Origin of the sequence: Clostridium sp. 1001275B_160808_H3, from assembly GCF_015550425.1 — a bacterium.
In the GTDB taxonomy this organism is placed as follows: Bacteria; Bacillota; Clostridia; order Clostridiales; family Clostridiaceae; genus Clostridium.
On the sequence record NZ_JADNAT010000001.1, the window covers coordinates 156,852 to 179,331 of the forward strand.

At 27.9% G+C, this 22,480-nt stretch carries 24 protein-coding genes and 1 riboswitch; of the genes, 1 reads left to right on the top strand and 23 read right to left on the bottom strand.

The window, feature by feature from the left end:
• Positions 1-95: 95 nt before the first annotated feature.
• The 8 genes from sufU to I2A75_RS00765 form a co-directional block, all read right to left on the bottom strand.
• On the bottom strand, positions 96-527 hold the full coding sequence (sufU, locus tag I2A75_RS00730) for a Fe-S cluster assembly sulfur transfer protein SufU (RefSeq protein ID WP_142691171.1): 432 nt from the start codon (positions 525-527) through the stop codon (positions 96-98).
• A gap of 5 nt (positions 528-532) precedes the next feature.
• Positions 533-1,762, bottom strand: a complete 1,230-nt coding sequence (locus I2A75_RS00735; RefSeq protein ID WP_195262563.1) for a cysteine desulfurase — start codon at positions 1,760-1,762, stop codon at positions 533-535.
• Positions 1,755-2,861, bottom strand: coding sequence for a Fe-S cluster assembly protein SufD (gene sufD, locus I2A75_RS00740; RefSeq protein WP_195262564.1), 1,107 nt, complete (start codon positions 2,859-2,861; stop codon positions 1,755-1,757). The genes I2A75_RS00735 and sufD overlap by 8 nt, the downstream gene beginning before the upstream one ends.
• Entirely contained in the window at positions 2,861-4,270 is a 1,410-nt protein-coding gene (gene sufB, locus I2A75_RS00745; protein ID WP_279325019.1) for a Fe-S cluster assembly protein SufB, read from the bottom strand. Before sufB ends, sufD begins: the two co-directional genes overlap by 1 nt.
• 16 nt (positions 4,271-4,286) lie before the next feature.
• Positions 4,287-5,039, bottom strand: coding sequence for a Fe-S cluster assembly ATPase SufC (sufC, locus tag I2A75_RS00750; RefSeq protein ID WP_195262565.1), 753 nt, complete (start codon positions 5,037-5,039; stop codon positions 4,287-4,289).
• A 478-nt stretch (positions 5,040-5,517) separates the two neighbouring features.
• Complete coding sequence (locus I2A75_RS00755) at positions 5,518-6,069, bottom strand: GNAT family N-acetyltransferase (protein ID WP_195262566.1); 552 nt, start codon at positions 6,067-6,069, stop codon at positions 5,518-5,520.
• A gap of 187 nt (positions 6,070-6,256) precedes the next feature.
• On the bottom strand, positions 6,257-7,240 hold the full coding sequence (locus I2A75_RS00760) for an alpha/beta hydrolase (protein ID WP_195262567.1): 984 nt from the start codon (positions 7,238-7,240) through the stop codon (positions 6,257-6,259).
• A gap of 87 nt (positions 7,241-7,327) precedes the next feature.
• Entirely contained in the window at positions 7,328-7,918 is a 591-nt protein-coding gene (locus I2A75_RS00765) for an NUDIX hydrolase (RefSeq protein ID WP_195262568.1), read from the bottom strand.
• A 212-nt stretch (positions 7,919-8,130) separates the two neighbouring features.
• On the opposite strand from I2A75_RS00765, the gene I2A75_RS00770 reads away from it, so the two are divergent.
• Positions 8,131-9,267, top strand: coding sequence for an AI-2E family transporter (locus I2A75_RS00770; protein WP_195262569.1), 1,137 nt, complete (start codon positions 8,131-8,133; stop codon positions 9,265-9,267).
• 30 nt (positions 9,268-9,297) lie between these two features.
• Here I2A75_RS00770 and I2A75_RS00775 read toward each other — a convergent pair whose 3' ends face one another.
• The 15 genes from I2A75_RS00775 to I2A75_RS00845 form a co-directional block, all read right to left on the bottom strand.
• The gene (locus I2A75_RS00775; protein ID WP_195262570.1) at positions 9,298-10,203 is read right to left on the bottom strand and encodes a Gfo/Idh/MocA family oxidoreductase; all 906 of its coding nucleotides are present in this window, start codon (positions 10,201-10,203) and stop codon (positions 9,298-9,300) included.
• 78 nt (positions 10,204-10,281) lie between these two features.
• Positions 10,282-11,937, bottom strand: a complete 1,656-nt coding sequence (locus I2A75_RS00780; protein WP_195262784.1) for a diguanylate cyclase — start codon at positions 11,935-11,937, stop codon at positions 10,282-10,284.
• A 98-nt stretch (positions 11,938-12,035) separates the two neighbouring features.
• Positions 12,036-12,170: a cyclic lactone autoinducer peptide gene (locus I2A75_RS00785; protein WP_195262571.1), complete on the bottom strand. Its 135-nt coding sequence runs from the start codon at positions 12,168-12,170 to the stop codon at positions 12,036-12,038.
• A complete protein-coding gene (locus I2A75_RS00790; RefSeq protein ID WP_195262572.1) occupies positions 12,167-12,829 on the bottom strand; it encodes an accessory gene regulator B family protein in 663 nt (220 codons plus the stop codon). Before I2A75_RS00790 ends, I2A75_RS00785 begins: the two co-directional genes overlap by 4 nt.
• Complete coding sequence (locus I2A75_RS00795) at positions 12,826-13,284, bottom strand: hypothetical protein (protein WP_195262573.1); 459 nt, start codon at positions 13,282-13,284, stop codon at positions 12,826-12,828. The genes I2A75_RS00790 and I2A75_RS00795 overlap by 4 nt, the downstream gene beginning before the upstream one ends.
• A gap of 37 nt (positions 13,285-13,321) precedes the next feature.
• Positions 13,322-13,873, bottom strand: a complete 552-nt coding sequence (locus I2A75_RS00800) for a DUF5317 family protein (protein WP_195262574.1) — start codon at positions 13,871-13,873, stop codon at positions 13,322-13,324.
• Positions 13,874-14,141: 268 nt separating this feature from the next.
• Positions 14,142-15,869, bottom strand: a complete 1,728-nt coding sequence (locus I2A75_RS00805) for an NADH-dependent [FeFe] hydrogenase, group A6 (RefSeq protein WP_195262575.1) — start codon at positions 15,867-15,869, stop codon at positions 14,142-14,144.
• Positions 15,870-17,774, bottom strand: a complete 1,905-nt coding sequence (locus tag I2A75_RS00810; RefSeq protein WP_195262576.1) for an NADH-ubiquinone oxidoreductase-F iron-sulfur binding region domain-containing protein — start codon at positions 17,772-17,774, stop codon at positions 15,870-15,872.
• A 1-nt stretch (position 17,775) separates the two neighbouring features.
• Positions 17,776-18,252 carry an NAD(P)H-dependent oxidoreductase subunit E gene (locus tag I2A75_RS00815; protein WP_195262577.1) on the bottom strand — a complete coding sequence of 159 codons (477 nt, stop codon included), beginning with the start codon at positions 18,250-18,252 and terminating at the stop codon, positions 17,776-17,778.
• A 283-nt stretch (positions 18,253-18,535) separates the two neighbouring features.
• Complete coding sequence (locus tag I2A75_RS00820; protein WP_195262578.1) at positions 18,536-18,994, bottom strand: S-ribosylhomocysteine lyase; 459 nt, start codon at positions 18,992-18,994, stop codon at positions 18,536-18,538.
• Between the two features lie 60 nt (positions 18,995-19,054).
• Positions 19,055-19,948: a methylenetetrahydrofolate reductase [NAD(P)H] gene (metF, locus tag I2A75_RS00825; protein WP_195262579.1), complete on the bottom strand. Its 894-nt coding sequence runs from the start codon at positions 19,946-19,948 to the stop codon at positions 19,055-19,057.
• A gap of 112 nt (positions 19,949-20,060) precedes the next feature.
• Positions 20,061-20,187: riboswitch (SAM riboswitch) on the bottom strand.
• 167 nt (positions 20,188-20,354) lie between these two features.
• Positions 20,355-20,888 carry a GNAT family protein gene (locus I2A75_RS00830; protein WP_195262580.1) on the bottom strand — a complete coding sequence of 178 codons (534 nt, stop codon included), beginning with the start codon at positions 20,886-20,888 and terminating at the stop codon, positions 20,355-20,357.
• A gap of 268 nt (positions 20,889-21,156) precedes the next feature.
• Positions 21,157-21,795 carry a hypothetical protein gene (locus tag I2A75_RS00835; RefSeq protein WP_195262581.1) on the bottom strand — a complete coding sequence of 213 codons (639 nt, stop codon included), beginning with the start codon at positions 21,793-21,795 and terminating at the stop codon, positions 21,157-21,159.
• 14 nt (positions 21,796-21,809) lie between these two features.
• Positions 21,810-22,010: a hypothetical protein gene (locus I2A75_RS00840; protein WP_195262582.1), complete on the bottom strand. Its 201-nt coding sequence runs from the start codon at positions 22,008-22,010 to the stop codon at positions 21,810-21,812.
• Between the two features lie 126 nt (positions 22,011-22,136).
• Complete coding sequence (locus tag I2A75_RS00845) at positions 22,137-22,367, bottom strand: hypothetical protein (RefSeq protein WP_195262583.1); 231 nt, start codon at positions 22,365-22,367, stop codon at positions 22,137-22,139.
• Positions 22,368-22,480 lie beyond the last annotated feature (113 nt).

Genomic DNA, 22,480 nt, shown 5'->3' on the forward strand with positions numbered 1-22,480 from the left:
TACTTATATATATTGAGCTATATCTTCTAAAACCTAATGATCTTTATTATATCTATAATAAAAGGTTAGGAAATCAAAAGTTTCCTAACCTTTTATTAGTTTTCTTCACTAATAGCTTCTTTTAAAGTATGCCAAGCAAGAACAGCACACTTTACTCTAGCTGGCATATTTGATATATTTTTTAAAACTATAGCATCTTCTAAAGCTTCAAGTTCATCTTCATCATTTATTTCTCTTTTTATCATTCCAATAAATGTTTCTACAAGTTTTAAGGCTTCTTCTTTATCTTTACCTTTAATAAGATCAATCATCATTGAAGTTGATGCTTGAGATATCGCACAACCTTGACCAGTAAATGCTAAGTCTTCTATAATATCTCCATTCATTTTTAACTCTAATGTTATTTCATCACCACAACTTGGATTATGACCTTTTTCAGATAAATCTGGATTATCTAGCTTTCTTCTGTTATGTCTTGAAGTACTGTGCTCCATTATAAGTTCCGTATATATAGCATTTAAATCCATTAATATTACCTCCATTTTGCAAACATATCATATGTTTGTTTTACTGCTTCTATTAATCTATCAACATCTTCTTTTGTATTATAAAAATATATACTTGCTCTAGATGTTGCATTTATTCCCATATATCTCATTAAAGGTTGTGCACAGTGATTACCAGCTCTTATACAAACTCCAAAAGTATCAAATATTGAAGCTACGTCATGTGGGTGTACTCCATCTATTTCAAAAGATAAAACTCCACCTCTTTTTTCAATATCCTTTGGTCCATATATTTTCACGTATTCAAGCTTACTCATTTCTTCATATGCATAAGTCATTAGTTCTTTTTCAATTTTTTCTATGTTCTCCATGCCTATTTCATTTAAGTAATCTATTGCCTTTGATAAACCTACTGCACCTTCAACATTTTGAGTACCTGCTTCAAATTTATATGGTAATACGTTGAACGTAGTATCTTGTTCATATACATACTCTACCATATCTCCGCCAAACATTAAAGGTGGCATTTTGTCTAGTAGTTCTTTTTTACCATATAATACACCTATGCCCATTGGTGCTAATAGCTTATGGCCTGCAATTACTAAAAAGTCTGCATTTATGTCTCTTACATCTACTTTCATATGTGGAACACTTTGTGCTCCATCAACTATAACTACAGCACCTTTTGAATGCGCATATTCTGCAATTTCCTTTACAGGATTTATTGTTCCTAATGCATTAGATACATGTGTTATACTTACAATCTTTGTTTTTTCAGTAATCTTACTTCTTACTTCTTCTTCTGTAAGCTCACCATTTTCATCAGTGTACATATATTTAAGAATTGCACCTTTAGCTTTTGCTACTTGTTGCCATGGAATTAAATTTGAATGATGTTCCGCAATTGAAATTACTATTTCATCACCTTCACTTATAAAATTCATTCCATATGACATAGCTAAAAGATTAAATGATTCAGTTGCGTTTTTAGTGAAAATTATTTCTTCTCTATATTTTGCGTTTATAAATTTTTTAACCTTTTCTCTTGCTTCATCATAAGCTTCTGTTGCAAGTACACTTAATTCATATGCCCCTCTATGAGGATTTGCATTAGATTGTTCATAATAATCTTTTATAGAATTTATAACAGAACTAGGCTTTTGTGTTGTAGCAGCACTATCTAAATAAACTATTCTCTTTCCATTTCTTTCTTTATTTAATGTAGGAAAATCCTTTAAAAAATTTCTATTATTCATTATCCAAACATTCCTTTATTGAAGCTAATATTGCTTCTCTTATATTTTCATTATCTATTTTGTCTATTATTGGATTAAAGGCACCTTCTATAATCACTCTTCTAGCATCATTATAGTTTAAGCCTCTACTCATTAAGTAGAATAGTTTTGCTTCATCTATTTTACCTGAAGCTGCTGCATGTTCTCCAGATACATCATCTTCTTCACAAAGTAATAGTGGAAGAGCTTTTCCCTTAACTTTTGGAGATAGTATCATACAATATTCATCTTCTACTCCAACACTTCTTGAAGCTCCTCTCTTGAAATCAAGAGTTCCTCTGAATATTTTGTTTGCTTCTCCCTTTAAGGCTCCCTTAGTTGTTATTTCTGACTTACTTCTTCTTCCTTTATGAGTCATAACATAATTCATATCTATAACTTTCTTATCTCCACCTAAGTATATTGAACTAAGTGTTGATTCAGAATTATCTTCAAGTAAATCACCATGATAATTTGTGATACTATTTTTTCCGCCTAAGTCTATTGAAACAAAATCAACTTTACCATTGTATCCAACATCTGAAAGATTTGAATCTAAATTCATTGTATTTTTGTTTAGCAAGTTTACTTTAACAACTTGAATGTTGCTATTGTTCTTACTAAATATCTTACAAACACCATTATGATATCCTTCACTATCATCTAATGAATTATATTTTATGATAACTTTGGAATTAGAATCTTCTTCAGCAACTATTAGTATATTATCTACTAAAGTATTGTTTTCATTATCCATATTAAATTCTATAATTATTGGTTCTTCAACCTTAGAATTCTTAGCTATATTTACTATATATCCTTTATTAAAATCAAATTCACCTTGATTTACTATTTCATCTGAAACTCCATAGATAAACTTCTTATTTAATGGAAATACATTTCCCTTATTAAGTTTTTCTATTGTAACTCCTTCTAAATCATTACCAGTTATTTTATCATTATTAAAACTTCCTATTTCAGGAGCTTTATAATCTCTTAATGTTATATCATTAACATTTAACCAGCTTTTAGTTCTTACAGGAGTCTTATTTAAATTATTGAAATTTAAATTATTATTCATTATCCAATGCTCCCTTCTAATTCAAGCTTAATTAAATTATTCATTTCTACCGCATATTCTAGTGGTAATTCTTTTGATATAGGTTCAACGAATCCTCTTACTATCATTGACTTAGCTTCTTCTTCACTTATTCCTCTACTCATTAGATAGAATATAGCTTCATCACTAATTTTACCTATTTTAGCTTCATGTCCTATTTCAACATCATCATTCATTAAATCTATAACTGGTATAGTATCAGATTTAGATAAGTTATCTAACATTAGTGATTCACATGACACTACTGATTTAGAATTATAAGCATTTGCATTTACTTTTACAACGCCTCTATAAGTAGCTGCCCCTCCATTTTTTGAAATAGATTTTGAGTTTATTGTTGAAGAAGTATTTGGTGCTGCATGAATTATTTTTGCTCCAGTATCTAAGTTTTGACCTTTACCAGCAAAAGATACTCCTGTAAATTCTGCTCTTGCACCTTCTCCTTTTAAAATACTCATAGGATAAAGCATTGATATCTTTGATCCAAATGATCCTGATACCCATTCTATTCTTCCGTTCTTTTCAACTATAGCTCTCTTTGTATTTAAGTTAAGCATATTCTTTGACCAGTTTTCTATTGTACTGTATCTAAGAGTAGCTCCTTCTTTTACAAATAACTCAACACATCCTGCATGAAGATTAGTCATGTTATATTTAGGTGCTGAACATCCTTCTATAAAGTGAAGTGTAGCTCCTTCTTCCACTATTATTAATGTGTGTTCAAATTGACCTGCACCTGGTGAGTTTAATCTAAAATAAGATTGTAGTGGAATATCCACATTTACACCTTTTGGTACATATACAAATGATCCACCTGACCATACAGCTCCATGAAGTGCAGCAAATTTATGATCACTTGGAGCAACACATTTCATAAAGTATTCTCTAACTATATCTTCATATTCTTTAACTGCTGTTTCCATATCTGTATAAATTACACCTTGCTTAACAAGATCTTCTCTTATACTATGATAAACAACTTCTGAATCATATTGAGCTCCAACTCCAGCTAATGATTTTTTTTCTGCTTCTGGTATTCCTAAAAGATCAAATGTCTTTTTAATATCTTCAGGAACCTCTTCCCAACTTTCATTTAGCTTTGATTTTGGTCTAACATATGTAACTATGTTATTCATATCTAACTCATCTAATGATGGTCCCCAAGTTGGAAGCTTAATTTCATTATATATATCAAGAGATTTTAATCTAAATTCTCTCATCCATTCTGGTTCTTCTTTTTCTTTAGATATAGTTTCTACGATTTCCTTTGTTAAGCCTTTATCTGCCTTGAAGTCAAATCTGTCTTCATTTTTAACATCGTAGACACCTCTATCCATATCATCTACATAGGTCTTCTTCTTTATTTCCAAAGTATTCACCTCCATATTACATTGCTGCTTCTGCTTTAAAAGCTTCATATCCGTTTTGTTCTATTTCTTTAGCTAATGTTGCATCTCCAGTTTTAACTATTTTTCCGTTAACTAATACATGAACATAGTCAGCCTTTAAGTTTTCAAGTATCTTTGTATTATGTGTTATTATTAACACTCCATTTTCCTCATTTGCAAACATCTTTATACCTTGTGAAACTATTCTTATAGCATCTACATCTAAACCTGAGTCAGTTTCATCTAGTATTGCTAATTTAGGACTTAGCATAAGCATTTGTAATATTTCATTTTTTTTCTTTTCTCCACCTGAGAAACCTACATTTAAATATCTCTTTGCATATTCGTTATCCATTTTTAATTCTTTCATATTATTCTTTAAATCTTTATCAAACTTTAAGAACTTAATTAATTGTCCATCCTTAGCTATTTTAGCGCTTCTTATGAAGTTTTCTACAGTTATACCTGGCACTTCTTCTGGATGTTGGAATGATAAGAATAAGCCTTTTTTAGCTCTTTCATCAGTTTTTAATTCTGTTATATCTTCACCTTCAAATGTAACTTCGCCTTCAACTTGCTTATATTTTGGATGAGCCATTAAAGTATTAGCTAATGTTGATTTTCCAGCACCATTTGGTCCCATTATAACGTGAATTTCACCTTTATTTATCTTTAAATCTAAGCCTTTAAGAATTTCTTTTCCTTCTACAGCTGTTTTTAACCCATTTATATTTAATAAAACATCATTCATATTTACATCTCCTTAATTATGTTTGAATTTATTTTAAGTATATTTAAATTAATCCTTATTATTTCACTCTGAATTAATTATATCATACTAAATTACTCAGATTTAATCAACTGGTATTTTTTTTAATTTGAACTATATTGCCTAATTATTTTCTAATAACTTATATTAGCTTTGCATTTCTAAATATCTTTTTATTTTTATATTAAAAAGATGCTCAGTCTCAGAAATCTATTTAATATAAAATTTATTCAATTTCAAGTAAGCTTTATAGTCTTAAAAGTTAATCTCTTATTTTTATAAAGGGGCTCGCGTTTCGCGAGCCCCTTTTAAACCATTGATTCTACTTGCTTAAAGACTTTTTTAAGCTTAAATAGAAATTTTTCTTTATTATTTATATATGTGCCAAAAGAGAAGCTCAAATTAGAGCTTCTCTTGTTATAGGCCAATATTAAAATTTATTTTGATACATCCCCTACTTTTATAATTCTTTAGCCAATACATACCTTCTTAATCCGCCATACTTAATTTTATCTTTTCTAATCTTATATCCTAAGTTTTCAAATGTATTAACACTATACTTATTATATGGTGACGCTGTTGATGTTAATAATTTAACATTATCTTCTTTAGCTATATCTTCAATTTTTTCACAAAGTATTCTTTGAAGACCATTTCCTCTATAATCACTTCTAACTACAGTTGATTCAACTTGACCAACTTTAAGCAACTTTTCTCCTTCTAGATCCAAATCATATCCGTAATTTCCTTTTTCATATCCTTTTTTTATATAAACTGCCATAGCAATTAACTCTTCTTTTTCATTTAAATAGCCTATTATTTTAGCACCTTTTTTAAAATATGCTATGAATTCATTCTTTTCTGTAGGAGCATATAATTGCTTATCTTCTAATCCATCTATTATTATATCTTGTAGCTCCATTATTTGATCTATATAGCTTAAATCTAATTCTCTATATTTTGCATCAACCCTATTCCCACTCTTATCTTTTAACTTCAGTATCTCCTGCATTTTAATATCCCTCCTTATTGTAACTTATATAATATCATATTTTTTAATAATACTATTGTTAATACTAAAAACAGGCGTATATTTTTATATAGCCTGTTTTATATAGCCTGTTTAATATAAATAATTATATTAACTGCATACTTTCAATAATTATATTAACTAATTAAATATTTTTTATAATATTATTTCAACTTTCTAAAAAATTAAATATTTTTTCTAAATAAGGAACTAGTACATCATCATTTTCTAAGTAAAGTTCATGTTTAGCATTTTCAAATCTAACTAATTCACATTTATCACATTTTTCTGAGAATCGTCTTTCTCCTCTTTCCCCAACTAAAGTATCATTTCCGGCTTGAAAAATCAAAACTGGTATCTTTATTCTTTCTATATGTTTCTTCTTAAATATATACTTAATTGCCTTTAAAGATTCATATAACCATCTGAAAGATCCCCCACCTCTTTGTATCTTTTCATTGCATACTATCTCTTTATAATATACTCTATACCTACTTTCATTCGATGTTGATGCTAATATAAAATCGTATGTACTTTCATAAGGCATATTACCAAATATAAATTCATCGCCCTTACCAAGGCATATACTTATTTTGGCTATAGCTCTAGCTAAACAACATGGAACCTTTCCTATTGCTATTTGAAACATGGGACATGATAAAATAGCCTTACAAAAATACTCTGGATATTTTTCTATAAACATAGCACCTATTGCACCTCCCATGGAATGAGAGAATAAGTATAACCTTTTATTATTTTTAATTACTATATTGTCAAGAAACTTTTTAAAATCCTCAATATAGTAATTGAAATTCTCAACATTTACTTGTGTTTTATCCTTTACTCCTAGTTTTCCTGACCTACCGTGTCCCCTGTGCTCCATTATATAGACTGAGTATCCTTCTCTTATAAAGTAATATATTATTTCCCTGTATTTTTCTATACATTCAGTAAAGCCGTGTGCAATGACTATTTTACCTATTTCTTTTTTAGGTTTATATTTTTCATAATATATTTTCACATTATTTTCTCCAGTGAAATATCCTGATTGTTTTATATATGAAAGCTCTTTTTTCACCTTTTCTACTACATCTTCGTCCATACCAAAATTATTAAAATATTCTCTTTTATTGCTCATAATTTCGTCTCTCATTTTAGCACCTCTTATACACAATAGTCCTTAATATTTTATCTCATTTTGGAAAATTTATTAAAAAAGGTAGGGATAGTCCCTACCTTTTTAGCTTAATATAAAATTTTGCATTGCAAGCAACGCTTTAACATCTATATCTTCATTTGAATTTATAAGTTTCCTTGCTTCTTCTTTTGAAACCATTATAACTTCTATATCTTCATCATCTTCTAAGTTTTCTGATGATATTTCACCATCACATGTACATTGAACAAGTGCTATAGATTCATCAGTCATACCTGCAGATACATAAACCTTCTCCTTGGTATTTTTATAATCTATGTTTATAAGATTTAGCCCTGTTTCTTCTTTTAATTCTCTCTTTACCGCTTCTTCAAAGCTTTCATTATTATCTATAAGTCCAGCTGGTAATTCAATAATATATCCATTTATAGGAACTCTGTATTGTCTTATCATAACTAGTTTATCTTCTTTTACATGTTTTGCGACTATTACAACAGCATCTATTTTATCTTCTGCTCCATGAAAATACTTATCATTTATAGTTTCCAAATCCTTCCTTGATGCTATAGTCCAGCTCCTTAAAACGCCCTTTTTATTTATGTAATCCGCGTTATATAACTTTAAATATTTTGTATCTGCTAATGTTGTTATCTTCCTTACCTGTACCTTACTCATACTCTCAACTCCATTACTATTTTAGTTCACAGCTATTATTATATATATTTAATTTTTATTTTACAAATGATTTAACCTTTATTACTGGTATTAATTCACTTATTGATTTAAAATTATATTATAATATTTTTTTGCAGTAATAATAAACAATTCTGAAATAAACTTGATTTTAATATTTTATTATATCTTAAGCAATTGGAGGATGTATAAGTTTGAAAGAAATAAACAATAAATTTAAGCAAAATATTTTACTTGGAACATATTTAATTATTCTATATTTTGTATTATTAAACATAAAGTATGTAATTAGTACATTTGGAAACATTTTAGGAATACTAAATCCATTTATCGTAGCATTTGCAATGGCATTTGTATTGAATTTGCCTATGAAATTTTTTGAAAAAAATGTATTTTATTTTTTAGATAAACAAAAATCAAGTTTTGTAAGAAATTTAAAAAGACCATTATCTATTTTAACAACATTTATTACTATTATTGGGCTTATAATAGCCTTAGCTTTATTTGTTATTCCTCAGTTAATATCAAGTGTTTCAACCTTGCTAGACACTGTCCCTGAATATATAAGGTCTTTTGAAACTTTGATAAATCAATTTATTTCATCAACTGAGATTCTACAAAATTTATATGATACTTTAATGAGCACATGGAAGGAATTACTTCAATTCTTTGGAGGATTATTAACTACATCTCTTAGTAGTATATTAAACACTACAATGAACATAACTAGTGGCGTTGTTAATTTTGTTCTTTCTATAGTACTTACAATTTATATGCTAGCTAGTAAGGAAACTTTAATCTATCATTTAGAAAAGACATTGTATGCTTTTTCAAAAGAAAATATAGCATATAAAATAATAGAAATAGGTAGACTTGCTAATGTTACTTTTGCAAAATTTATAACTGGTCAATGCATAGAAGCAGTTATATTGGGAGTTCTTTGCTTTGTAGGGATGAATATATTCTCAATGCCTTATTCATTGCTTATTAGTGTTCTTATTGGAGTAACTGCATTGATTCCAGTATTCGGAGCTTTTATTGGTACTATTCCAGCTGTATTCTTAATACTTATAATAAACCCTATACAAGCTCTATGGTTTATTGTATTTATTTTATGCTTACAACAATTTGAAGGTAATATTATTTACCCTAAAGTTGTTGGAAACTCAGTTGGGCTATCTGCAATATGGGTTATGCTTGCTATGTTAGTTGGCGGTAGTACCCTTGGATTAATAGGTATGCTAATTGGAATACCAACATTTAGCGTAGCTTATCAACTTATTAAAGAATATACTAATAAAAGATTAACAAATAAAAACATAAAAATGTAATAAGGAAGTGAGAGTAATCTCACTTCCTTATTACATTTCATCTATTTTTTTTAAAATTTCATCACATATTTTATGAGTATTTAAAGCATCTTCTATTGTTGGATTTGCTTGAATTCCTAGCTTTACAGAATTAATAAACTCATTTATTATACTTTCAAATCCTCTTCTATATAAAATAGTATCCCAATCTTTAAAGTATTTATTTTCTTCTACATTGTTTATTAGCACTCTCGAATCCATTAAATTTCTAACTATTACTTTTTTCCCTGATGAAGTATATTCTAGTTCTTCTTCATTAGCTCCACTATCTCTATTCATCATAGCTATACATGTTGTGTTCTTGCTAGTCATTGTAACAACAAGATTATAAATTAATCCATCTTTCTTTAGTCCATTTACGTTTATGTTTTCTATCTCATCATCTGTTAAAAATCTTAAAGTGTCTATAACATGAATAAAATCATCTAAAACAAACACAATTGGCTCCTTTGGACTACTCAATCTATTTTTCTCTAATTTAATAACAGAAGGAATTCCATATTTTTTTAACTCTGAATACATTGGTGCAAATCTTCTATTAAATCCAACCATTAAAATTTTATTAAGCTTTTTAGCTAAATTAGAAACTCTAATACTTTCTTCATAGCTATAACTTATAGGCTTATCTACATAAACATGAATATTATTATTTAAAAGCTTTTCTATTATTTCTATATGACTTTCAGTTGCGGTATGAACAAAGGCTGCATCGATATTCATATTAATTAACTCATCGACAGTAGATGCAGATTCCCTTACCCTATATTTTTTTGATAAGCTATTTAATCTTTCCTTATTACGAGTACAAAATACTATTTCTATTCCATCTATAGCTGTAATAACAGGTAAATAAGCCTTTTCACATATATTACCTAAACCAATTATTCCTATTCTCATCAAACTCACCTCTTTAAACTATATTTTAATTACATTTTATCATAAAATAAAAGCGAGAAGATACCAATATCCCCTCACTTAAATAAGATTATCTAATTTATCTTTATTTTCTTTTATTACTTCTATAAACTTTTCTGCAATAACTGGATCAAATTGAATTCCACTAAACTTTCTTAATTCTACTATAGCTTCATCATATGTTTTTCTTTGATTATAAGGTCTATTTGAAGTCATTGCATCAAAGCTATCAACAACAGTAAGCACTCTCGATAAGTAAGGGATTTCTTCGCCTTTTAATCCGTCTGGATAACCAGTTCCATTATATTTCTCGTGATGATGCAATATAATTGGCACCATATTTTCTAATGACTTGACAGGTCTTATTATTTCAACTCCACTTTCTGGATGTTGCTTTAATAACTCCCATTCTTCTGCTGTTAATGGCATCTTCTTCATTAATACATCTTGTGCTATATTTATCTTACCTATGTCATGCATATATGCTGAATATATTAATGTATCAGTATCAATTTTATTTAACTTTAATTTCTTTGCTAACAATCTACTATATAGCACTACTCTCTCTGAATGCCCATATGTATATCTATCCTTAGCATTAATTACACTTATTAAAGTCTTAATGGATGTAACTAATTCTACATCTTTTTCTTCTATATCATTCTTAAGCTCATCTAATATTGAAGTATATGTCTCAACTCTATTCTTATTAAAGAACTTTGCTCTATACAATGCGTCATCAGCACTCTTTATAAGTTCTACATCACTTTTAGCTTTATCTGGATAAACAGAAACCCCCATAGAAGCTGTTAAAACTCCCCTTGGCTGATTCTCTTCACCATAAAACTTAGTTTCCTCTATAGTTAATCTTAATTTATCTGCTAATAACGTAGCCTCTTCTTCTGTAGTATTTGGTAATATCACAGCAAATTCTTCTCCCCCGTATCTCGCTGCAATATCATCTTCCCTTATATTATTTTTTAATAAACTACCAATAGTTCTTAAAACTTCGTCTCCCTTTTGATGTCCATATAAGTCGTTATAATGCTTAAAATAATCTATATCAACAAATATCATAGAAGTAGGTTCTTTATACTTCTCTGATAATGTTATTTTCTCTTTCAATGCATCATGGAAATATCTATGATTAAATACTCCTGTTAGTCCATCCTTATTTACTAATTCTTCTAACCTATTAATATGCTCCCCTTCAATTTTAACATAAAATCCTAGTGGCCAAGCTGTAAGAAGAAAAATCCCTGATAATATCAAGTCATTTTGAAAATACTTATTAACACTTGCATTAGGCATACAAATAATATCCATTCCTAATATTAAAGTTGAAGATATTAAAGCAACTATTATTCCATTTTTTAAACCTAACTGTATAGTTGAACTAGTTATTATAAATAAAAATAGATATTTATATTCACTTTCATTTGCTCCTGACAATATGACGGTTATAAAAAATACAGCAATAAAAACTAAGTTTTCTATAAAGATTATAAACCTATACTTTCTTTTATTTATTCCACTATTTAAAGAAAGTGACCATATCATATATATTGCTAATAACAACAATATCACAAATCCAACACCTACAATTATAATTCTCTGACTTATCAAATTATCTAAAATTTCATTTTCCTTAAAAATATATTGAAAGAATATTATAGCCGTGAACATTAATGATGCCAATTTTACTATTGAAACCATATCATTTATTTGTTTTCTTCTGTCTTCATTTATTGTTTTCAAACTGTTCACCTCATCACTACTTAAAATAGGGATCGGAATAATCCGATCCTATTTAATTATTCATCTCTTAAAGCTTTTGGCTCTTCTGGTTGATATACAGCCCAAAAACAAGCTGAAGTAGATACTACAGATGCAATTACTGTAGCAAAAGCAGCAACAGCCATTAAAATTTTGTTGTTTAATCTTTTCATTTTTTTTCAACTCCTATCATCTTTAAAATTTTTATTAATAAAGAGTCTATTGCATTAACTATAGTATGACCATGTTTTGTTAAAGTTAGAACCTGCCATAATACTCCAAAATATATACAGGCAGAATAAACTAAAAAAGTATTATTTTTATTAATATAATACATTATTATATTATAGCTTACTATAACCATATAAATAGTTAATATTATTATAGAACTCTTTTTTAATCTCTTTATTTTTTCTTCTTTTTTTATTGGTTTATTGGGACTATCCACTGGAGCTAATTTATAAATAATACTTAATGAACTAATATATATAATAATTCCTATAAAAATCATATAAGTAATATTAAGCTTAATATTTTCAATAAAATATGCAGGTAATACTGCTACGACAATTCCTATTAATATACAATTAAATGGAGTACTTGCATGAACTCCACCTGAATATTTTCTTAAAATAGCTTGGACAAAAGATATTATTAATGATTCAATCATTACATCAAACAGTATTCCAAATAACCCCACTGATAGTATTGATATAACCATATGTACAACAGCATATAATCCATATTCTATAATACTTCTTTTGTCATCATCTAAATTTAATTCCTTTTTTAAATTATAAGATATCTTCTTACAAAATAATTCTAAACTCATTTTTTCAGCTTCCTTTTTTTATTAATTATATAAAACATGATAATTATTATGAATGTGATTAGTAATGATGGTAATCCTAGAATAGATTTTTTTACTGGGTCTTTAAATAACTGATCTAAATTAAGTTTCATTAAATTAAGTATTGAAATATTTATCCCTTCTGATATCAATTGAATTAAATAAAGAATTATAATACTTTTTACCGAATGAATAGCCTCCACCTTATTATATGATATCGATATGAATAGCAAGACTAATACTGATAGTATCATATGTACTCCATAATTTATTGGAAGACTTCTTATTATAAATACTGCAACTGAGAATATCAAACTAGATATTATCAACTTTTTTTTATCTATTTTCAATTGTGAAAAAATATAAATAGAAAACACAAAAAGAAATCCTTCTGGTAGTACCCTTAAGAAAAATTCTATTGGTTGTAATTTTAACATGACTTCTCTCCTTCTTATAAGCTCTTTAATTAAATAATTAACTTATTTTCTCTTTTGATATATTTAATTGTTTTACTACATTATAAATTATAATAAATACATAAACTCTAATAAAAATATCACCTATGCTAAGAACGCTATAACCAAGATCAAATATATCCGTTAAAGGCTTTAGCTTAGTACTTGAATCACCTAATATATGTATATCATTTACTTTATCAAAGGCTTCTATTTTTGCATATCCAGTAAAAAAAGATAGTGTTGGAAAAACTGGCATAAATCCATTATTAGCAGATATGGCTATATCATTTAATAATCCTCCAATAATAACAAATATAGAACCTATTATAGCTGATATGTATTGCCTATATTTAAATATCATTGGTAAATATGAACATAAATATAAGGCTTTTAATATTCCTACATTATTTATTACTACGTAATTGTCCATAAAAATATTAACTTGTATAATCAAATATACAAATTCCATAAATAGTACCGGATATATTGTCCAACTTTTAAATAAAGGCTTTATTTTTAATTTTTTTATTTTACAAAATATTAAAGAAATTAATATTGTTTCAATCATAAAATGCCCTTTCGATTATTATTATTTAGTAGTCTATTAAAAAAATATATCTTTAGTATGATTACATAATAATTATACTATCACCTGTTATTCTTTTCCATAGTTTTTTTCTAATTAAAACGTTTTTTTTGATATTTTTCCCAATATTTTGTTTTTTCTGATTAATTTTATTAGAATAAAAGGGAAACTTACCGTTTCCCTTTATATTGTATAATTAATTCTTAATACATTTTATAATATAGTTAACTATATTATATCTATCATTTAATTAGTTCTTTTTATAATTAATGTGTAAAATATGATGAGCAATATAACTATTTGGTTTTTGTAAATAATCCTTATATAACTTTTGTATCATAGGGTTTTCATGAGATTTTCTGATAATTTTATTTTTATCTTCGTTATATATTGCATTCATTCTCTTTTTCAATATATCTCTATTGGACTTTATAAAAGGTTGTCCTCCTCCATCAATACATCCTCCAGGACACGCCATTACCTCTATAAAATGATATTTTGAATTTCCATCTTTAATTTCATCCATTATTTTTTTTGCATTTCCTAATGAGCTAATAACTGCTATATTAATTTCTTTTCCATTTAGGTCTATCTTAGCCTCTTTAATTCCTTCTAACCCTCTAACATTTTCAAAGTCAATTTGTTTTAATTCCTGACCAGTTATCCATTCATAAGCAGTTCTAAGTGCAGCTTCCATTACCCCTCCACTAGTTCCAAAAATAGTACCTGCTCCACTTGACATTCCTAAAGGATTATCAAATTCTGAATCCTTTAAATTAACTATATCTATTCCAGCCTCTTTTATAATTTTAGCAAGTTCTCTTGTAGTTATTACTAAATCTACATCTTTTATACCATCAATGCCTTTCATTTCTGCTCTGTTTGCCTCATGTTTTTTAGCTATACATGGCATTATAGATACTACAGTTAAATTTTCTCTTTTTACAGACAACTCTTGAGGAAGATAATTTTTAGCTATAGCTCCAAACATTTGTTGAGGCGATTTACAGCTAGATACCAGATTAATATTTTCATAATAATTAGTTTCAGCATAATTTACCCAAGCTGGACAGCAACTAGTTATAAGTGGTAAGTTTTCTCCCAAAGTAATTCTTTCAATAAATTCATTAGCTTCCTCCATTATAGTTAAATCAGCGGCAAAATTAGTATCAAAAACAGAATCAAAAGATAATAATTTCAGTGCAGTTACAATTTTTCCTGTTGATAATTTACCAGGCTCTAGCCCAAATTCTTCTGCAAGTGCATATCTAACTGCTGGTGCAATTTGAGATATAACATATTTATTATTATCATCTAAAACTTCCCATATTTTTTTATAATCACTTTTTTCTCTTAATGCTCCTGTAGGACAAACTGCTACACATTGTCCACAATAAGTACAGTTTGTATCCTTTATCGAATCATTTGAAAATGTTGATACATTGGTTTCAAATCCTCTATTAGCTATTGTTATTGCATGTACCTTTTGTATATCATTACAAGCAGTTACACATCTTCTGCATAAGATACACTTTTCTCTATCTCTAATAAATCCATCAGAAATATCTAGGTCAAATTTTACCTTTTCGCCTTCATACTTATTTTCATCTATTCCTAAATCAGAAGCTAATTTTTGCAACTCACAATTCATATTCTTATCACAATTTAAACAATCTTTAGGATGATTTGATAATAATAACTCTACTATAGTTTTTCTTGCTCTAATTGCTTTTAATGAATTAGTTTTTATAGACATTCCTTCTCTTACTTCAGTTGCACATGCTGGTACTAATCCATCCCAACCTTCAACTTCAACAACACATACTCTACAAGTTCCCTTACAGTTTCTTGTTTTCCCATCTACCATATACATATGACATAATGTTGGTAAATTTATATTAAGTTTTTTTGCAGCATCTAAGATACTAGTTCCTTTTTCTACTTCTATATTAACTCCATTTATCTTAGCATTAACCATTTAAACTTCCCCTCCTAAGCTAGTTTTTATTATAGCTTTAGTTGGACATGCTTCGTAGCATAAACCACACCTTATGCACTTATCAATATCAATACTATGCTTTTCTCTAATCTTACCCTTAATAGCTAATACAGGACATGATCTTAAACACTTAGTACATCCAATACAACTATCTGTAACCTCATATTTAACTAATCCCTTACACACTCCTGCAGTACATTTTTTATTTATTACATGATCTTTATATTCATTATTAAAGAACTTTAAGGTACTTAATACTGGATTTGGTGCTGATTCTCCAAGTCCACAAAGAGAAGCATCCTTTACAACTTCACATAGTTCCTTCATTTTTTCTAAATCTTCTTCTTTTGCAGTTCCATCAGTAATTTTCTTTAGCAATTCTAATATTCTTTTATTTCCTATTCTACAAGGAGTACATTTACCACAAGATTCATCAACACTAAATTCTAGATAAAACTTAGCTATATCAACCATGCAGTTATCTTCATCCATTACTATCATTCCACCTGATCCCATCATGGAACCTATTGATGTTAAAGTATCATATTCTATAGGTAAATCTAAATACTCTACTGGTATGCATCCACCTGAAGGTCCTCCAGTTTGTATAGCCTTTAACGATTTATTATTGACAATTCCACCTCCTATTTCATAAATTATGTCTTTTAAAGGCATTCCCATTGGAATTTCTACTAATCCTACATTATTAATATTCCCTGCTAACGCAAAAACCTTAGTTCCAGTAGACTTTTCTGCTCCTATTGAGCTATACCATTTAGCACCATTGTTAATTATTTGACTAATATTTGCAAAAGTTTCCACATTATTAACACAAGTTGGTCTTTGCCATAGTCCTTTTTCTGAAGTTCTTGGTGGCTTCATTGTAGGTTCTCCTCTTAATCCTTCAATTGAATGAATTAATGCTGTAGCTTCACCACAAACAAATGCTCCTGCTCCATACTTTATTTCAATGTCAAAATTAAATCCTGTATTTAAGATATTGTTTCCTAGAATTCCTATTTCTCTTGCTTGCTTTAATGCTATTTTTAATCTATGAACAGCTAAAGGATATTCTGCTCTTATATAAATATAACCTTTGCTAGCTCCAATAGCATAACCACAAATAGCCATTGCTTCTAATACTGAATTTGGATCCCCCTCTAATATTGCTCTATCCATAAATGCTCCTGGATCACCTTCATCAGCGTTACAAATTACATATTTTATATCACCTTTTGCTCTTCTAGCAGCTTCCCACTTTCTCCCTGTTGGAAAGCCTCCGCCCCCTCTTCCTCTAAGGCCAGATTCACTTATTTCTTTTATAACATCCTCTTGAGTCATAGTTGATAGAGCTTTCCCAAGTGCTGTATAAGCCCCTCTTCCTAGAGCATCTTCCATATTTTCCGGATCTATAACTCCACAATTTTTTAATGCTATTTTTACTTGTTTTCTATAAAAAGGTATCTCTTCTTTTACCTTTATCCTTTCTTTAGTTTCTTCATTTTCATAAAGCAATCTTTCAACAACTGTGCCTTCAACAATATGACTTTCTACTATATCCTTAACATCTTCTTCAGTTACCTGTATATAAAACACCTTATCAGGCATAATTTCTATTACTGGTCCTTTTGCACAAAAGCCAAAGCATCCTGTCATTATTACCTTTACATCTTCTTGCAAATTTAATCTTTCTATTTCTTCTTTAAATGCTTTAAATATATTATCAGAGTTTGAAGCTTTACATCCAGGTCCTCCACAAATCAATATATGCCTTTCTTTTATTTCATCTTTATTAAATTTTTCTGGATTTTCTCTAACCTCTATTTTCTTTTTACATTCTTCATGCATCTTTAATAAATCATTATAAGTATTTATTCTATTCATATTAACCTTGCTCCCTTAAATTATTTATTAATTCATTTACTTGAGGCTTAGTAAAATATCCATAAACTTTATCATTCACAAGCACAACTGGTGCTATAGCACATGAACCAACGCATCTCAATGTATCTAGAGTAAATAGTCCATCCTCCGTTGTTTCACCTTCTTTTATTCCTAGAATCTTTTTAAAATCCTCTAGTATATCGCAGGCTCCTCTAACAAAGCAAGCTGTCCCAGTACATACACTTATAACATATTTACCTTTTGGCTCTGTAGAAAAATATGAATAAAAAGTTATTACACCATACACCTTAGATACTGGCATATTTAGTCTATCAGCTATATACTCCTGTACCTCTCTTCCTAAATATCCATATAATCCTTGTGCATGATGCAATACTGCAATTAAGGAACTTTCATCATCGTTTCCTTCACTGATGAATGATTCCAATTCTTTAAATTTACCACATTTGTCTCTCAAATTATCTCCCCCATTTTGTAATAATTTCAATTTTCAAAATTTTCCAATAATTAAATGTTAGCATACTTATATTTATTTTTAAACATATATAAGATTACTTATCATAATTTATTTTATTAATTATTAGAACTTAAAATTCTTATACTTTCTTTCTAATTAAAAAAGTTGTATTCTAATTTTTTATATTAGAATACAACTCTTATATCTTATAGTATATTTTTATTCATAAATAAATCACTATATGTCTTATATTTAAATTCCACTTATAAGACACATATAACCTTTATCTTTCTCCATATATATTCAATGAAAAACCTTTTTCTAAAGCTTCTTTTGCATATTCCTTTGCTCCAAATAATGATAAATCTCTGTAATTTCCACATTGAATTTCATTAGCTGCTGGTATTTCTGTTGCATTTAAAACTTCTCTTAATGATAATTCTAATGCTTCTTTTATTTCAGAAGCTTCTCTATCTCCCCATATACTTAAATAAAAGCCTGTTCTACATCCCATTGGAGATAAATCTATTATTCCTTCCAATCTACCTCTTAACTCATGTGCTAAAATATGCTCTAATCCATGCATAGCTGCAGTTCCAAAAGCCTCTTTGTTTGGCTGTAAAAACCTGATATCAAACTTTGTTACATTATCTCCTTTTTCACCTGTTAATAAACAACACTTTCTTATATAAGGTGCTTTAACTATTCTGTGATCTAATTCAAAACTCTCCACTTTTTCCATTTTCTTTCCTCCATATAACCATATTATTTATATTTAATATTATCCTAATTAATATATTAACTAATTTATTACTCCTTCACAATTATTTATAGTATCTAATATAGAAAATATACTTGTACTTATTCTTTTAGCAACATATGAATTATTCATGGTATATAAATGAATTCCATCTACTCCACTTGATATCAAATCTATTATTTGCTCTGTGGCATATGCAATTCCAGCATCTCTTAATGCTTCAGGCTTAAATTCATATTTATTCATTATTTTAATAAATTTCTTTGGCAACTTAGCTCCACATAATGAAACTATTCTATTTATTTGCTTAGTATTTATAACAGGCATTATTCCAGCTTGTATTGGAACATCTATATTATATTTATCTTTTTCTTCTAAAAATCTATAAAAGTACTCATTGTCAAAAAATAATTGAGAAATTAAATGTGTAGCACCTGCCTCTTGCTTTTTCTTTAGATTAATCAAATCATCTTCTATACTTATACTATCTAAATGCCTTTCTGGATAACATGCAGCAACTATATTAAAATTATCTCTTTGTTTTATATGCTTTATAAGATCACTTGCATGTTCAAATTCATTATTTCCATTATAATCTGAAGGTATATCACCTCTTAAAGCTAATATATTTTCTATTCCTGATTGCTTTAGATTATCTAATATAGTATTTACTTGATTCTTATTTGAGTGTACACATGTTAAATGAGCTAATGGCTCTATTTTATATTTATTCTTTATTATTGATGAAATTTCACATGTCATATTCTTAGATAAGCTTCCACCTGCCCCATAGGTTACGCTTATAAAATCTGGTTTTAAATCCTTTAATTCCTCTAAAGTATTATAAATAGTATCAATTTTTGATTCTTGCTTTGGTGGAAATATCTCAAATGAAAAAACCACCTCTTTTTTATCAAACAAATTCTTAATATTCATTATAGCCCCCCTTTTCAATGGATAATTGAAAATATATTCACTTATATATTTTTTATACATAAAAAATACCCAAAGGATAACCTTCAGGTATTGATATACAGCCCATGAATTACCCTTATCTAACAGGAATTAGCACCACACAACAAGGCTACTATATAAATGAAAATCATTTATGATAATTAACCTACGTAGGTTGCTGGGTTTCTTAGGGCCAGTCCCTCCACCACTCTTGATAAGTTTCAATCTTATTTTTATATATTACAGTTTATTTACAAATATTTTTAAATATACATCAAAATTCACATATTTAAAATGTAAAATTTATATATGTGAATTTTATTGCTTACTGAATTGTAGAATTAAATTCATAAAAAATATTATTTATGAATTTTCATATTTGCTTATTTTAACTTGCAAATTCATCTTTAAAAATTGCCATTAGTATTTCATCGTGATATTTTCCATTTCTATATACCTCTTTCTTTAGTATGCCTTCCTCTTTAAATCCAACCTTCTTATAACATGCTATTGCTCTGGTATTAAAGGAAAAAACTTTAAGCTTTATCTTATTCATATTTACTTCTTCAAATATAAATTTTGTTAATACTTTTAACGAATCACTGCCATATCCTTTGCTCCAATATTCCTTGTCCCCAATCATTATACCTATTACACAAGTTCTATTTTTTACATCACATTCATTAATGCTACATCCACCTATATATTTTCCTGTCTCTAAATCTTCAATTGCAAAATCATAAGTAAAATTAGAATTTGCTTTTCTACTTCTTACCCATTCCTCTTCTTGCCATTTAGTCATTGGAAATGGAATGTTAGAGTCTAAAAACTTTTTTACTTCTTCATCATTTATAAACTCCACTGCTCTTTCTATATCCTCTTCCTTATATGCTCTTAACCTTACTAATTTACCAGTGTACATGATAAAACCCCCTTTTTTAATGGATAATTGATAGTTTACAATAGACGATTGCAATGGAGAGTGGGCAGTTATAATTGATATTTGATAGTGAGCAATAGATAATTTATATTTGATAATTGATTATGAATGATTAATGAATTATGTAATAGCTTGAGTATGCCTATTGATTAAATTAAATTATATTATAATTGATAATTTCTGAATTTTCAAACTTTTATTTTGTTTAAGCCTATATTTTAATTAAGTGTTTATTATTAATTAAAATTTTTTAATCAACGTATAATATTAATATAATAGGAAAACAAGTTAAGAAAAGAAGGCTCTTAAAAGAAGAAATATGTGTAGCAACTGCTCTTAATAGACAAGGAAATTTAAAAATATCTTTAAACATGTAAAGTATCTGATCACTTATTATTTGTTCCGTATCCATTTGGAGTTGACTATTCTTAATACCCTTTAAGAAAACTGTTGATATTCCATCATTGTTTTTTATATAATATGATTCAAATCGTGAATCCCCTGATTCAATACTTCTACTATTTACATTGTAATTCCATACTCTTATTTCATCAATCATATCGTCATAAACATAAAGAGTTATAATTAAATTATTATCATAAGATTTAATCGTCTTTAAAATGGACATTTTTTTATTATCTATATCTAATAAAAACTTATTAATTAATTTACTTTCCTTTTCTAAGGTATTTGAAACATTTACAATATTATTATTTTCTGCTTCTAAAATCGTATAAGAACTTGGTAGTTCATAAATATCTTCTAACTCTTTATCTATAGATTTAAGCTTATACCCATTACTATTAAAATATAAAGATAGTGCTATAGAACAGCCAATAATTATTATTACTACTATTAAAGAATAAAAATATTTTTTATTAATAATCATTGATACTTATACTCTTAATAAACTTGTTGTAAGTAATGGGAGTTAGAGTATATAGAACTAACTGTTGTATAGTAGGTATATTGGTAAGTATTATATTGATATACATCTACTTTATGTCTTTCAAATTTCATCCTTCTATTAAGTTTTACAATATAATAGTTATTACCAGCTGGGAAATTTACCGTTGAACCTGATGTATATGCATTTGTACTCATTTGTCCTGTACTTACACTAAAACTAAATGGCTCCCATCCAAGACCAACACTAATACTTTGGCTACCACCTGAATCATAATTAAAGAAAAGAGAACCACGACTTTTGAAATTATTCCCTCCAGCAGGTTATCCACTCGGTGTCAAAGTAACAGTTTGATATTCAGTAGATACAACAGTAATCTTTTCATTTTCTCCATACTTAGGTTGTATTTCTGATTGTTTTTTAGCAAATTCTTCAGAGACTATTTTTTCATTAGGAATAGTAGTTGCTGCAAAAGTGTTTTTTACTGGTGCTGAAACTAAAGTAAGTGTTAATACTGAACAAGTTAAAATCGAAATTAATTTTTTTTGTAACATAATATCATCCCCTTTTGTTTATATTATATGCTCTTTTTATGTATTTACAATTATTGGAATTAATTTTTGTAAATCATTCATTTTATGTAAATTGAAAAACTAACTTCCGTTTT

Bases quoted from the DNA above. Each gene is read 5' to 3' on its own strand.
- sufU (WP_142691171.1), bottom strand. From the start codon at position 527: ATGGATTTAAATGCTATATATACGGAACTTATAATGGAGCACAGTACT.
- I2A75_RS00785 (WP_195262571.1), bottom strand. From the start codon at position 12,170: ATGAAAAGATTAAACAACAAAATTTTAATGGCTGTTGCTGCTTTTGCT.
- I2A75_RS00810 (WP_195262576.1), bottom strand. From the start codon at position 17,774: ATGAATAGAATAAATACTTATAATGATTTATTAAAGATGCATGAAGAA.
- I2A75_RS00735 (WP_195262563.1), bottom strand. From the start codon at position 1,762: ATGAATAATAGAAATTTTTTAAAGGATTTTCCTACATTAAATAAAGAA.
- I2A75_RS00820 (WP_195262578.1), bottom strand. From the start codon at position 18,994: ATGGAAAAAGTGGAGAGTTTTGAATTAGATCACAGAATAGTTAAAGCA.
- I2A75_RS00775 (WP_195262570.1), bottom strand. From the start codon at position 10,203: ATGAGAATAGGAATAATTGGTTTAGGTAATATATGTGAAAAGGCTTAT.
- I2A75_RS00845 (WP_195262583.1), bottom strand. From the start codon at position 22,367: ATGTTACAAAAAAAATTAATTTCGATTTTAACTTGTTCAGTATTAACA.
- I2A75_RS00830 (WP_195262580.1), bottom strand. From the start codon at position 20,888: ATGTACACTGGTAAATTAGTAAGGTTAAGAGCATATAAGGAAGAGGAT.
- I2A75_RS00800 (WP_195262574.1), bottom strand. From the start codon at position 13,873: ATGATTGAAACAATATTAATTTCTTTAATATTTTGTAAAATAAAAAAA.
- I2A75_RS00835 (WP_195262581.1), bottom strand. From the start codon at position 21,795: ATGATTATTAATAAAAAATATTTTTATTCTTTAATAGTAGTAATAATA.
- sufD (WP_195262564.1), bottom strand. From the start codon at position 2,861: ATGAATAATAATTTAAATTTCAATAATTTAAATAAGACTCCTGTAAGA.
- I2A75_RS00755 (WP_195262566.1), bottom strand. From the start codon at position 6,069: ATGCAGGAGATACTGAAGTTAAAAGATAAGAGTGGGAATAGGGTTGAT.
- I2A75_RS00840 (WP_195262582.1), bottom strand. From the start codon at position 22,010: ATGAGTACAAATGCATATACATCAGGTTCAACGGTAAATTTCCCAGCT.
- I2A75_RS00805 (WP_195262575.1), bottom strand. From the start codon at position 15,869: ATGGTTAATGCTAAGATAAATGGAGTTAATATAGAAGTAGAAAAAGGA.
- metF (WP_195262579.1), bottom strand. From the start codon at position 19,948: ATGAATATTAAGAATTTGTTTGATAAAAAAGAGGTGGTTTTTTCATTT.
- I2A75_RS00790 (WP_195262572.1), bottom strand. From the start codon at position 12,829: ATGAGTTTAGAATTATTTTGTAAGAAGATATCTTATAATTTAAAAAAG.
- I2A75_RS00795 (WP_195262573.1), bottom strand. From the start codon at position 13,284: ATGTTAAAATTACAACCAATAGAATTTTTCTTAAGGGTACTACCAGAA.
- I2A75_RS00760 (WP_195262567.1), bottom strand. From the start codon at position 7,240: ATGAGAGACGAAATTATGAGCAATAAAAGAGAATATTTTAATAATTTT.
- I2A75_RS00765 (WP_195262568.1), bottom strand. From the start codon at position 7,918: ATGAGTAAGGTACAGGTAAGGAAGATAACAACATTAGCAGATACAAAA.
- I2A75_RS00780 (WP_195262784.1), bottom strand. From the start codon at position 11,937: ATGGTTTCAATAGTAAAATTGGCATCATTAATGTTCACGGCTATAATA.
- sufC (WP_195262565.1), bottom strand. From the start codon at position 5,039: ATGAATGATGTTTTATTAAATATAAATGGGTTAAAAACAGCTGTAGAA.